The sequence below is a fragment of the Promicromonospora sp. AC04 genome, from assembly GCF_003058225.1.
Classification (GTDB): Bacteria; Actinomycetota; Actinomycetes; order Actinomycetales; family Cellulomonadaceae; genus Promicromonospora.
Genome location: NZ_QBUG01000017.1, coordinates 44696 through 56655, shown reverse-complemented (window position 1 = coordinate 56655; position 11960 = coordinate 44696). Strand labels below are relative to the sequence as shown.

Below are 11960 nucleotides of genomic sequence, written 5' to 3'. Positions count from 1 at the left end.
AAGCACCCCAGGACGACGGCGCGTCCGGCGCCGCCGGTCTGTCCACCCGCCCGCCCAACCCGAACCGATCGCTGTCAGGAGACCCATGACGCACGGCCAGCACACCGTCCCGCCGTCGGAACAGAGCTCCGGGGCGCCGCGTGTCGCGACGATCCCTCGTCCGGGCCACGACGACGGTGAGATCGTCCTCCTGGCCGATCCCCGGGTCGGGGAGATCCCGGTGGTGGACTGCGGTGAACCGCTGGTGGAGCTCGACGAGACGTTCGGTCCGGCGCGTTCGCTGGTCCGTGCGGGGGTCGCGCAGCGGCTGCGCAGGGCCCAGAACCTGCTGCCGGAGGGACTGCGGCTGGAGGTGGTCGAGGGCCACCGGCACCCGGCCGACCAGCAGAGCATCATCGACAGGTACGCCGCCGAGGTGTCCGCCGAACGTCCCGGCCTCGACCCGTACGAGCTCGAGGTCCTGACAAGCCGCTTCGTCGCCCCGATCGCCGTCGCACCGCACGTGGCGGGCGCCGCGGTCGACCTCACGCTGGCCGACTTCGACGGCCCGCTCGACATGGGCACCGCCATCGACGCGACGCCGGAGATGTCCGGCGGCCGCTGCTACTTCGACGCGCCGGACATCCCGGAACGGGCACGCGCGCTGCGCGGCATCCTCGCCCGCGCCCTCGGCTCGGCCGACCTGGTCAACTACCCCACCGAGTGGTGGCACTGGTCCTACGGGGACCGCTACTGGGCGCTCGTGACGGGCGCCCCGGCGGCGGTCTACGGCCCGGCGACGCCGAGCCTGCCACACCTGTCATAGCCGTCGAGACCGAGCTCACCGCCCGAGCACCCGGCCGACAGGTGTCACTCTCTGCTGCGCGTCAGGCGCCGACCAGTGCGCGATCTGGGCCGGCCGAAGGGTCCCGCGTGCTGCTGAGGTCGGGCAGGATCGCGATGTCGCGGTCCTTGATGCTCAGGGTCGGGTGGTGCTGCATGCGCCGACGCGCCAGGCCACTGACACCGGGCATGTTGAGGGTACGGATGAGCGCCGTCCGCATGACCTGCTCGCGCCGGTCGTGCGGGGTGAACAGCGTGCGGGACCTGCCGACGAGCTGGTGCTGGTAGGACACGTGCGGGTGCATGTGCTCGTTCCAGGCGACGAGCGCGGCGGGCACGTCGTCGGGGTACTTGTCCAGGTAGGTGCCGAGCAGCTCGCCGCCGGCCAGGCCGCAGGAGGCCCCGTACCCGGAGTAGAGGGTCATGCACCAGGCGGAATCGCCCACCAGGACGACCCGACCGTTGTGGAACTGCCGCATCCGGACCTGCTGTGCGGAGTCGAAGACCGTGTGATCGGTCGCCGCGAACCGTTCGAGGGCTTCGCCGAGGAAGGGCCCCGGGTCGGGCTGACCGAATGCGGCCCGGACGGACTCGACAGGTCCCCGGGCGAGCTCGGCGGCGGGGTCGGTGGTGCGGTACGAGAACATCAGGCTCGGTTCGTGGTTCTTGAACGAAAAGGTCCACAGGGATCGCCCCGGCTCGGCCAGGACCAGGCTGTCCTTTTCGCCGATGCCGGTGATCTGGGAGTCGAGCAGGGCCGTGGCGATCATGTAGCCGAGCGGGTGCACGAAGTTCGCGTCGGGGCCGAACGCGAGGCGGCGGACGGCCGACCGTACGCCGTCGGCGCCGACCACCAGGTCGAACCGCTCGGTGTACTCGTGGTCGGCTGCGGTGTCGCGCAGGGTGACGTCGACACCGTCGGTGTCCTGGTCCAAGGCGACGGGCTGGGTCGAGTACCGGATCTCCAGGTCCTCGGGCACACCCTGGTAGAGCCCGTCCTCGACATCGCCGCGCAGCAGGATCCAGGGAGCCGCGCCCGGGATCGATCCTGAGCCGAGGCCGGGGCGCTTGTGTCCCTTGCGGTCGACCTCCCAGCTGTGCGAGTCCGTGTTGGTGCGGTTCTCGATGAGGTCTAGCACCCCGAGTCGCTGGGCGGCGGCACGACCGGTGCCGAACAGGGCGATGAAGTGCCCGCCGGGACGCCGTGCCGGGGCGCGCTCCACGATGACGGGTTCCCAGCCGGACTGCCGCAGCCGGATGGCGGTGGACATCCCAGCGATCCCGAGCCCGACGACGAGCACGCGACGGGTGGTCTTGGGTGCGAGTGACATGTGGTTCCTCTCGACATGGCCGAATGTAAGTCGGCTGCCTGAAATAATTTAGCCCGCCGTTTCGCACTCGTCAATCAGGTGACTCACTGGCGTAGTCTTGGGTCACGTGACTGACGGTCGAGACCAGGAGGTGAGCGAGGTGACCGAAATGGCCACCACGCGACGACGGGAGGAGCAGGTCGCTGCCACGCGCGACGCGCTCGTGGCGACGGCCGAGCGGCTGTTCGCCGAGCGCGGCGTGCACGCGGTGTCGAACCGGCAGATCAGCGAGGCCGCAGGGCAGCGCAACAACACCGCTGTCAGCTATCACTTCGGCACCAAGACCGACCTCGTCCGCGCGATCTTGCACAAGCATTCGGTTGCGATCGAGCAGATCCGCTCCCGGCGGATCGTCGCCGTGTCGAACCCTGGCGACTTGCGTGAATGGGTCCAGGTCGCGGTGCGGTCGGTCACCGAGCACCTGGCGAACCTCGGGAGCCCGTCCTGGTACGCGCGATTCCTGGCCCAGGTCGCCGCCGACCCGGCCCTGCACGATCTCGACGAGGACGACGTCCTGACCACCGCCCCCACGCTGCGAGCTCTACGAGAGGGCATGAGCCGCTGTCTGCCTCCACTGCCCGACGACGTCCGGGACGCACGCGGCGCCATGACCCGGCACCTGATCAACCAGACCACCGTCGACCGGGAACGTGCACTGGCCGAGAACCCCGCCATGGCGACGGGGTCATGGGACGACGTCGCCAGCGAGATCATCGACACCGTTGTCGCCGTCTGGCGGGCCCCCGTCACGTCCGAGGAGCCGGCACCGGCCGGAACCGTGCGGCCTGCGACCGCGCACGCCGCGCCAACCCCGGTACTGCCCGATCCGGACATGCTCGTCTATGCACGCCAGATGCGCGAGGACTTCGCCCGCTTCATGATGGAGTACCAGTTCGCCGTCGACGAAGTCCTCACCAAGGTCACCATCCTGCGCGAAGAGTTCCGGCACCTGCACCGCTACAACCCCATCGAACACGTCGCCTCGCGCATCAAGACCCCCGACAGCATCCTGGAGAAGGTGTCCCGCAAGCAGTGCGCGCCCACGCTGCCCTCCATCCGAGAGAACATCACCGACATCGCCGGGGTCCGCATCACCTGCAGCTTCATCGCCGACACCTACCGGATCCTCGAAGCCCTCACCTCGCAGGACGATGTCCGCGTCGTGGATCTCAAGGACTACATAGCTCACCCCAAGTCCAACGGGTACAAGAGCCTGCACGCGATCATCGAGATCCCCGTCTTCCTGTCCACGGGCGCCGTCCCCGTGACCGTCGAAGTCCAGATCCGCACCGTCGCGATGGACTTCTGGGCCAGCCTCGAACACAAGATCTTCTACAAGTACAACGGCGCCGTCCCCGGCCATCTCGCGACCGACCTGACCGAAGCAGCGGCCGCCGCCGAACAGCTCGACCACCGCATGGAACAGCTCCACGCCGAAGTCCACGGGCCGGCGGGTTCGTACGACGGCGACCAACCCGCCGCCCCGCAGCTCGACGAAGCACTCCTGCACCGACTCTGGGAGCTCTCGCGCCGTACAACGGAATCCCCGTGAGGTCCCCAGAGACGCGATCACCGCCACCCTTCCCGGCCCATCAGCCAGGAGAGCCGATTGCGATAACTGGCAGTTAGTGCCACCCTACTGGCACTAACTGCCACTCGGGATGTCGGCTGCGTCCTGACGCCGCCGCACTCCTCATCGCACGGGAAGGCTGCACCATGTCCAACCTCTCGACCGAACCCACCACCGAGCCCACCACAGCCCTCGCCACCGGACGCCGCCCGGGCTGGACGAAAGTCCTCGTCGCCGCGGCCGCGTACGGGCTGCCGCTCCTCCTCACTCCGCCGCTGGCGGCCGCGTGACGGAGAGGACGACACCCGACATGAGCAGCGACGGCCCGCCCACCGCTCCCCTGTCCCCGCGGCTCGCACGCGCGCGGATGGCGGTCTCCCGGCATGCTGCCGCGCTGTTCTGGGAGCGCGGTGTCGCCGCGACCAGCGGGGACGACATCGCCGAGGCAGCCGGCGTCTCGCCCCGCAGCGTGTGGCGGTACTTCCGGTCCAAGGAGAGCTGCGTCGAACCGCTCCTCGCCGCCTCCGTCTATCGGTTCATGGCCGCTCTGGACCGCTGGCCGCTCGGCAGCTCACTGGAGGAGTTCCTTCTCGCCGAGCTCTCCGACGACCCGTCGTCCCCGGAGCAGATCGAGGACGACCTCAGCGCCCTGCGCATGATCGCGCTCGCGGCCACCGAGCCCGCGATCCGCTCGGCCTGGCTCATGGTCTGCGACGAGGCCGAGCGGCAGCTCGTCACCGTCGTCGCGCGACGGCTCGACCTGACGACCACCAACCCGCAGGTCCGGGTGTGCGCCGCCGCGGCGACCGCCGCTGTCCGCGTCGTCAACGAGGACATCAGCATCGCAGCGCTCCGTGACCACCAGCAGTTCACCGCGGCCGAGGTCATCCACCGGCTCGCGGACGCTGTCCGCGCGAGCACCGCCGAGACAGGGTTCGCCGGTCCCGCCCGATCCTGAACCCGAGCCGTCGCAGCGGACGGGCGCTGACACCCAGCCCGTGCGGCCCGATACTCAGGTGATCGGCGCCCGGATCGCCGCGATCAAGGCCTGCCCTACGCGGCGGCGCCGTCGGGATTCCGGCGGCTGCGCCGCTCCGCCTTGGCCGCCGCGTCCTCGACCTCCATGATCTTCCTGGCCGCGTCGATATCGCCGAGGGCCGGTCGGACCCAGGTCATACCCGGGTTCGAGTCCACGAGGAGCATCCGCACCAGCAGGGTGAGCGGGATGGCGAGGACCGCGCCCATGGGACCGAGCACCACCGCCCAGAACAGTACCGAGAAGAACGTGAGCGACTGGCTGAGCTGCACCGCGTTGCCGACCACGCGCGGCTGGACCAACGACTGGATCACGGCGTTGACGATGCCGTACACCACGATCACCGCGATCACGAGCGGCCAGCCACCTACGAGCGCCCCGAACACGATCGGCGGCACGATCGCGATGAAGTACCCGATGTTCGGGATGAAGCTGCACAGGAACGCGAGCAGACCCCAGAGCGCCGCGCCCGGTACGCCGAGCAGCGTGAGCGCGATCCAGTCGACCACGCCCTGGGCGACGCCGAGGAGCGTGGTGACCACCATGTACCGGCGGACGCCGGTCGTGTAGGCGATGCCCGCGATCGCCAGGCGGGGTCGGCTCGGGTAGAGCCCGCGCACCAGTGGCCTCGCGAACGACGAGTCCATGCCCATGAGCATCACCATCGTCAGGAGGATCACGGCTGCCGTCACGAACCCGCTCGCGCTGCCCACGATCCCACCGATGAATCCCAGCACCTGGTCCGGGTCGAACCACGACGAGACCTCGTCGGCCTGCTGCTGTCCGAGCCCGATGCTCGTGAGCCAGGCACCGACGTCGGACGCCCAGGACCGGAGCTCGTCCGTGTACTGCGGCAGGAGCGTCAGGAACTGGGCGAACGAAACGAACAACGCGCCGAAGAACGCAGCGAGCAGCAGTACCACCGCGAACACGACACCAAACGTCGCGACGCCCCGCTTCAGCCCATAGCCCTCGAGCCGCGCACGCAGCGGGTAGGCGCAGATCGTGAGCACGAGCGCGAAGAACGACCACACGAAGATCTCGCCGATAGCCGCGAGCCCGAAAGCCGCGACCACTGCACCACCCAGTCCGACCATGATGTAGGCGGTGCGGTGCACCGGCGTGGTGTTGACCTCCTCCTGCGAGCCACCCGCCTCGGATATCGGCCCAGGCTCGGTCTCGACCGGCGGCTTGCGGCGGTTCCACCACATGGGATTCCCCTTGCCCTCGCTGCTGACGCCCGAAGAGTGAGGTCAGCGCCTGTGACGCCGCCGGACATGAAGCGACGCGGCGCGCTTACCTCGGACTATCGGTCGGCAGGTGGTTGCGCAACTCGGAGACCTGTCGACGGGCCTTCCTTCCTACGTGATGGGTCTGGCGGCGGAGGTCGCAGGCGGTCGTCAGTGGGCGGGGGCGCCGAGCTCGATGACGAAGACCCCGATCGCTATCAGGACGATCCCGGCAGTCATGCGCCAGGTGAGCTTCTCCTGGAAGAAGACGCGTGCGCCGACCGCGGTGAGAGCCACGCCGCAGGCAGCCCAGATCCCGTACGCGATACCGACGGGCATCCCGTGCGCGAGAGCCAGGGTGAGGAGGGAGAACGCGGTGAGGTACAGGACGGCGACCGGGGCGATCCAGCGCTTCTTTCGTAGGCCGTCCGAGGCCCGCAGGGACAGTGTGGCGGCGACCTCGGTGAGGATGGCCCCGGCCAGGATGAGCCACGTCATCGGATCTCCTTCGCTGCTTCGGGCGCCTCGGCCCGTTCGGTGGGTTCGGTGGATCCGGCAGCGGGTTCGACGGCGGCCGTGCCGTGCCCCGTCTCGACGAGCACGACGCCCGCGATCACCAGGGCGATCCCGATACCGATGGTGAGCGTGAACGGCTCCCCGAACAGGACGGAGGCGATGACCGCGGTGAGGGCCACTCCGGTGGCCGCCCAGATGCCGTAGACGACGCCGATGGGGGCGCCGAGCCGGAGCAACAGCGACAACGCGACGAAGGCCCCGGCATAACCGATGACCGTCAGGATCGACCACCACGGGTTGTCGATCGCGCCACGCAGGGAGAGTGTGGCGGCGACCTCCAGCACGATCGCCGCAGACAGGATGAGCCACTTCTTCACGCCGCCATCTCCTCGATCAGGTCGGTCAGCCGGCCGAGGACGGCCGCGCGTTGTGCCGGTGTCACGGTCAGGATGTTCGTCGACTCCGCGATCCACAGGCCGTTCGCGGTCAGCCACGCCAGCAGGAGCGGGGCGACGTCTGCGTCTTCGCCGAAGCCGAACCAGTCGCGCAGGTAGGCGAGCCACGGCGCCGACAGCTGAGGGCGCCTGACCGCCTCGGCGAAGATCACGAAGTCGCCCTGCTTCACCCCGCCCTCCCCCGCGAAGCTCACGAAGGCCCGTACGCGCTGCGCCAGGGTCGACTCCTCGAACGGGACGCCGAGTGCCTCGCGCAGCTCGGCCTGCCAGCGGGCGATGACGTGCTCGATGACGCCGATCATCAGCGCGTCCTTGGACGGGAAGTGGTACATCAGCCCGGCCTTGGTCAGGCCTGCTTCTCGGGCGACGGACTCGTAGGTGATTTCTGCGCCGCCCTCGGCGTCGACCACGCGCATGGCCGCGTCAAGGATCTCGGTGCGGGAGCTTGGCCTCATGGGCAATATATATACCATACGTACGGTAAAGTTTGCCATCAGTCCAGGCGGCACTGGACGCGTGCGGCCGCTACTCGAAGTAGATGGGGTGGTGCAGCGCGCACCGCGGGTTGAATGCGGCGCTGCACCGCGGGCAGGATCCCGCTCCGCGGTACTCCGCGATGGTGAGCTCCGTCCAGCACACCCCGCAGAGCACGGCGCGCTCGTGGCCCGTTCCTTGGGGCCACGGGCGCGGGTCGTGGTCGGCCGTGCTGTCGTGGCAGAGGTGGCACGGGTAGTAGCGGCCGCAGCAGGCGAACCGGATCGCGATCACGTCGAGCTCTGTCCGGTAGTGGACGCACCGGGTCTGGTCGTCCACGGTCGGCCCGTGCACCACCGCGCTCATCTCACTCCTCGTGCCGTCAGCGCGTCACCGAGCGCATCCGCATGCTTGAGCGCGACGACCAGGTACGGGATCGCGAAGAGTCGCAGACTCCGCCCGCCGCCCCGGGCCCGTTGCGCCTCGCGGACCTCGCGCTCCAGTCTCGCGAGCACGGGCAGGGTGCTCACGGTCACGGCGATCACGAGAGCGGCACGTTGCGGGTCGAGCCGCAGCCATCCCAGAGGCCTCAACGCCCGCTCCAGCATGTCCAGCAGCTCGCTGACCGGCGTGGTCAGCGTGAGCAGTCCGCTGATCACCACGGCCACGCACACCCGGACGGTGTTCGCGACGGCGTCTTCCGGACCGAGGAACACAAGCTGCCCAGCGAGCGTCACCAGGAGAATCCATCGAATAGTGACGACCTGCCGGAGGAGGTCGCGCATCCCTACGCCCCGGACCGCGTAGCAGCCCACACAGAGCCCCGCGGTGACCACCGCGCCCCACCAGCTCGACGGGAGCACGCTCACACCGAGCACGACCAGCATGAGCCCCAGCGCCTTCGGCCCCGCGGACAACCGGTGCCAAGGGCCGTCGCCGGGCCGGTACAGGGTCAGCATCGGAGCCCGTCCTCGTACTCCGCGACGACCGCGGCGGGCGTCCCGGCCGCGACGATCGTGCCGTCCTTCACCAGGACGGCTCTCTCGCAGCGCTGAGCGAGGGCGAGGTCGTGCGTCACCAGGAGCAGCCTGTGCCGCCCCTCCTCGAAGAGGTGGTCGGCGACCCGACGGGCGTTGCGCGCGTCCAGGTAGGCGGTCGGCTCATCGGCGATCACCAGGTCGGGACGGCGGACGAAGGCGCCGCACAGCGCGAGCAGCTGCTTCTGCCCACCGGACAGGTCATGTGAGGCATGCCCGGCGACGTCGGCGAGGCCGAACCGGTGCATGGCCTCGTCGACCCGCCGGTTCCTCTCGTCGCGCGACAGCTTGTCGGACCGCAACGAGAACGCGACGTCCTCCGCCACTGTCGGCATGACGATCTGGGTGTCCGGGTTGCTGAAGACGACGGCGACGCGACGTCGCAGCTGGGCTGCCTCACGGGCCGGGTCAAGACCCAGGACGCGGATCGTGCCGCTCGCAGCGTGGGTGAGCCCGCCGACCAGCCGCGCGAGCGTGGACTTGCCCGAACCGTTCTCACCGATGACGGCGATGGTGCGCTCGTCCAGCGAGCACGTGACGTCGCGCAAGACCTCGGCGTCACCCAGGCGCACGTGGACGTCGTCCAGCTCGAGGTAGCTCACCGCAGCACCTCGACCACGGCCGCGACACCCATCCCGCCGCCGACCGAGGCCCCGGCGACCCCGATGGTTCCGGCAGGCGCTCCGGAGCGGACCAGGCGGCTGAACAGCCGCACCATGCTGACCGCGCCGCTGGCGCCCCACGGATGGCCCAGTGCGAGTGCTCCGCCGTCGGCGCAGACCCGCGGATCGTCGTCCTCGAGACCGATTCGGTCTAGTACCGCCAGCGACTGCGCCGCGAACGCCTCGACGATCTCGACCGCGGCGACGTCGCCGACCTCGACACCGGCGGAGGCGAGCGCCGCGAGCACGGCCGGGGCCGCGCCGATTCCAGGCAGGGCGGGGTCGCAGCCGACGATCGCGTGCCCGCGGACCACGAGGCCGGCGGCCCGGCCCCTCAGCCGGTTCGGAACGACGACGACCGCCGCGGCGCCGTCGCTGATTCGCGTCGATGTCCCCGCGGTGACGGTGCCGCCGGGGAACAGGGGACGCAGGCGCGTCAGCAGGGGTTCGGCCACGCCGGTCGAGTCGTCGGAGTGCACGTCTGCCAGGGGAACGAGCTCGGCGTCGAATCGCCCGGTGTCGCGGGCCGCACGTGCCCGCTGGTGGCTGCGTGCCGCGTGAGCATCCTGCCGTTCCCGGGTGATGGCGTCGGCCCGGGCCAGGTTCTCGGCCGCTCGGACCATGTCCGGGTCGGGCCAGCCCGCCGGCGCGAACGGCGCCCGGTCGTAGGGCACGCCGTCGACGGATCTGGTCGGGGCGGTCGACGCACTCTCGACGCCGCCCGCGATGCGCGGGCGGTCGTCTCCGGCGCGGATCGCCGCCACCGCGTCGAGGACGGCGGCCAGGCCGCTGCCGCACTGGCGGTCCACGGTCGCGCCCGGCACACCGACGCCGAGCCCGGCGGCGAGCGCCGCGACCCGGGCGGGGTTGCCTCCCGGCCCCATGCAGTTTCCGAGCACGACGTCGGCGACCGTGAGCGTCGACCCCGTGGCTGCTTCCGCGTCGACCAGGGCGGCCTGGATGACGGGTCCGGCGAGCTGTTCGGCTCTGAGCTCGGCGAAGGCACGGCTGCGGGTGCCGATCGGTGTGCGTCGCGCGGCGACGACGACTGGTTCGTCAGGCAAGTCGTGTCACCTCGCCGGAGGCGACCAGGCGCCGGACCTCTGCCCGTGCCGGCTTTCCGGACGCGGTGCGTGGCAGCCGTCCGGCAAACCACACGCGGGGCCGGTGGGCGGGGGCCAACCGGGTCGCGGACATCGAGCGGAGCCGGCGTGCGGTGGGTGGCGGGGCGTCCGTCTCCACCTCGATCATCGCGGCGACGAGGGACCCGATCCGGCCCTTGGGAATCCCGAAGACGATGGCGTCGGCGACTCCCGGGAGCATGCGGAGGCCCGCTTCGACCTCGTCGGGGATGACGGTGGCCGACGCGGTGAGGATGGCCTGGTCTCCGCGCCCGCGCAAGGTCAGTACCCCGTCATCGACGGTCGCGAGGTCACCGACCGTCGCCCAGGCCTCGTCGGTGCGCAGCGGACCGGGCCGACCGAGGTAGCCGAGAGCGGTGTACGGCGAGCGGACCCACAGCTCGCCGTCCCGCACGGCGGTCTCCACCCCGGGAAACTCTCGCAGACCACGGCCCTCGTCGAGCGCGACGAACGAGAGCTCCGCCGCTCCGTAGTACGAGACGACCCGGACGCCACGGGACTCCGCGTCCGCGCGCAACCTCGCGTCGAGGTGGGAGCCACCGACGAGGGCGGTCCGCAGCCGCGGGAGAGCTCGGGTTTCGAGCATCGTCCGCAGCGCCTGTGGTGTGCCGTGGAACAGGGTCGCCTCCGCGCCAGCGCGCCCGCCGGGAAAGACGGGCCGTGGGCCGCCGCCGAGTGCGTGGGCGAGGGAGAACAGCGTCAGCGAGGACGACGGCGGGGCCGGCAGCATGATCAGCTCGTCCGAGGCCGTCCGGTCGGTCAGCAGCTTCGAGACCGCGGCGAAGGACCGCTCCCACGATGCGGCGGTCCGCAGCACGACGCGCGGCGTGCCGCTCGTACCGGAGGTCAGAGCCGCCCAGGCCGCGCCGGCCGGGACCGGGCCGGCTTCGGTCACCTCGTGTACCGCGGACCACTGCGCCGCGGGCCATCGGTCGTCACCGATGAGCGGGACGTCTCCGCGGGCACGCACGGTTCGGATGCGGTCGACGAGCTCGTCGGGCGAACCCCGCAGCACCACGACGCGCGAGGTCATCGCGTCGTTTCCGTGGTCGAGCCGTCCTGCCGTCGCGACGGGAGCCACGTGCGCCGGAACGCACGCGGGTACGCACGCAGCAGAGCTGTGACGGTCAGGGTGGCGAGCGTCGCCTTCACCAGGTCTCCGGGGAGGAACACGAGGCTGGTGAGCACGGTCTCCTCGATGGGGAGGCGCGTGATCACGCTCTGCACGGGGATGCCGAACGCGTAGACGACGATGATTCCGCCGACGACCGTCCCGATCGCCGTTCTCCAGATCGCCGGCTTCCGGGCCGAGGAGTGCACGATCAGGCCCGTCACGAATGCCCCGGCGATCCATCCGATCAGGTAACCCGCCGACGGCCCGACGAACACGCTGATGCCGCCACGCCCCCCGGCGAGCAGCGGTAGACCGACCGCGACGAGGGCGAGCAGCACGACCATGGCCAGCGCACCCAGGCGGGGCCCGAGGACCGCACCTGCAAGCATGACGCCGAACGTCTGCGCGGTGATCGGTACAGCGCCGAGGACGCTGAAGCTACCTGGCAGACCGAGTGCCGCGACTATCGCGACGAAGACAGCCACGCGCGCCATGTCGGTCGCGTCGAGCGCCCGACGCCGCACACCGTGTTC

The 11960-nt window shown here is 70.5% G+C and carries 15 protein-coding genes and 1 pseudogene; 5 read left to right on the top strand and 11 right to left on the bottom strand.

All coding sequences use genetic code 11. From position 1 onward, the window contains the following. The first annotated feature begins 85 nt into the window (after nt 1-85). Nucleotides 86-805: a M15 family metallopeptidase gene (locus C8K30_RS29475; RefSeq protein ID WP_108496467.1), complete on the top strand. Its 720-nt coding sequence runs from the start codon at nt 86-88 to the stop codon at nt 803-805. 61 nt (nt 806-866) lie between these two features. Here C8K30_RS29475 and C8K30_RS29470 read toward each other — a convergent pair whose 3' ends face one another. Then, entirely contained in the window at nt 867-2153 is a 1287-nt protein-coding gene (locus C8K30_RS29470) for an FAD-dependent monooxygenase (protein ID WP_108496466.1), read from the bottom strand. Nucleotides 2154-2301: 148 nt separating this feature from the next. On the opposite strand from C8K30_RS29470, the pseudogene C8K30_RS31555 reads away from it, so the two are divergent. The 4 genes and pseudogenes from C8K30_RS31555 to C8K30_RS29455 all read left to right on the top strand — a co-directional run. After that, a pseudogene (locus C8K30_RS31555) lies at nt 2302-2484 on the top strand (TetR family transcriptional regulator); the annotation flags it as partial. A gap of 540 nt (nt 2485-3024) precedes the next feature. Continuing rightward, the gene (locus tag C8K30_RS31550; RefSeq protein WP_108496483.1) at nt 3025-3744 is read left to right on the top strand and encodes a GTP pyrophosphokinase family protein; all 720 of its coding nucleotides are present in this window, start codon (nt 3025-3027) and stop codon (nt 3742-3744) included. Between the two features lie 164 nt (nt 3745-3908). Beyond that, nucleotides 3909-4052 (top strand): hypothetical protein, encoded by a 144-nt coding sequence (locus tag C8K30_RS30855; protein ID WP_158281168.1) that lies wholly within the window; start codon nt 3909-3911, stop codon nt 4050-4052. Nucleotides 4053-4072: 20 nt separating this feature from the next. Beyond that, nucleotides 4073-4720, top strand: a complete 648-nt coding sequence (locus tag C8K30_RS29455; RefSeq protein ID WP_199230762.1) for a TetR/AcrR family transcriptional regulator — start codon at nt 4073-4075, stop codon at nt 4718-4720. Between the two features lie 95 nt (nt 4721-4815). On the opposite strand, the gene C8K30_RS29450 is transcribed toward C8K30_RS29455, so the two are convergent. From C8K30_RS29450 to C8K30_RS29405, 10 genes are all read right to left on the bottom strand, one after another. Continuing rightward, on the bottom strand, nt 4816-6009 hold the full coding sequence (locus C8K30_RS29450; RefSeq protein ID WP_108496465.1) for an AI-2E family transporter: 1194 nt from the start codon (nt 6007-6009) through the stop codon (nt 4816-4818). A 189-nt stretch (nt 6010-6198) separates the two neighbouring features. After that, entirely contained in the window at nt 6199-6525 is a 327-nt protein-coding gene (locus tag C8K30_RS29445) for a multidrug efflux SMR transporter (RefSeq protein ID WP_108496464.1), read from the bottom strand. Then, the gene (locus C8K30_RS29440) at nt 6522-6920 is read right to left on the bottom strand and encodes a multidrug efflux SMR transporter (protein WP_108496463.1); all 399 of its coding nucleotides are present in this window, start codon (nt 6918-6920) and stop codon (nt 6522-6524) included. Before C8K30_RS29440 ends, C8K30_RS29445 begins: the two co-directional genes overlap by 4 nt. Next, nucleotides 6917-7453 carry a TetR/AcrR family transcriptional regulator gene (locus tag C8K30_RS29435; RefSeq protein ID WP_158281167.1) on the bottom strand — a complete coding sequence of 179 codons (537 nt, stop codon included), beginning with the start codon at nt 7451-7453 and terminating at the stop codon, nt 6917-6919. Before C8K30_RS29435 ends, C8K30_RS29440 begins: the two co-directional genes overlap by 4 nt. 70 nt (nt 7454-7523) lie before the next feature. Further along, nucleotides 7524-7838, bottom strand: a complete 315-nt coding sequence (locus tag C8K30_RS29430) for a CHY zinc finger protein (protein ID WP_108496461.1) — start codon at nt 7836-7838, stop codon at nt 7524-7526. Next, complete coding sequence (locus tag C8K30_RS29425; RefSeq protein WP_108496460.1) at nt 7835-8431, bottom strand: energy-coupling factor transporter transmembrane protein EcfT; 597 nt, start codon at nt 8429-8431, stop codon at nt 7835-7837. The genes C8K30_RS29430 and C8K30_RS29425 overlap by 4 nt, the downstream gene beginning before the upstream one ends. Beyond that, a complete protein-coding gene (locus tag C8K30_RS29420) occupies nt 8425-9111 on the bottom strand; it encodes an energy-coupling factor ABC transporter ATP-binding protein (protein ID WP_108496459.1) in 687 nt (228 codons plus the stop codon). The genes C8K30_RS29425 and C8K30_RS29420 overlap by 7 nt, the downstream gene beginning before the upstream one ends. Further along, complete coding sequence (locus C8K30_RS29415) at nt 9108-10235, bottom strand: thiolase family protein (RefSeq protein WP_108496458.1); 1128 nt, start codon at nt 10233-10235, stop codon at nt 9108-9110. The genes C8K30_RS29420 and C8K30_RS29415 overlap by 4 nt, the downstream gene beginning before the upstream one ends. Beyond that, the gene (locus tag C8K30_RS29410; RefSeq protein WP_369941696.1) at nt 10228-11346 is read right to left on the bottom strand and encodes an AMP-binding protein; all 1119 of its coding nucleotides are present in this window, start codon (nt 11344-11346) and stop codon (nt 10228-10230) included. Before C8K30_RS29410 ends, C8K30_RS29415 begins: the two co-directional genes overlap by 8 nt. Beyond that, a complete protein-coding gene (locus C8K30_RS29405; protein WP_108496481.1) occupies nt 11343-11921 on the bottom strand; it encodes a biotin transporter BioY in 579 nt (192 codons plus the stop codon). The genes C8K30_RS29410 and C8K30_RS29405 overlap by 4 nt, the downstream gene beginning before the upstream one ends. Nucleotides 11922-11960 lie beyond the last annotated feature (39 nt).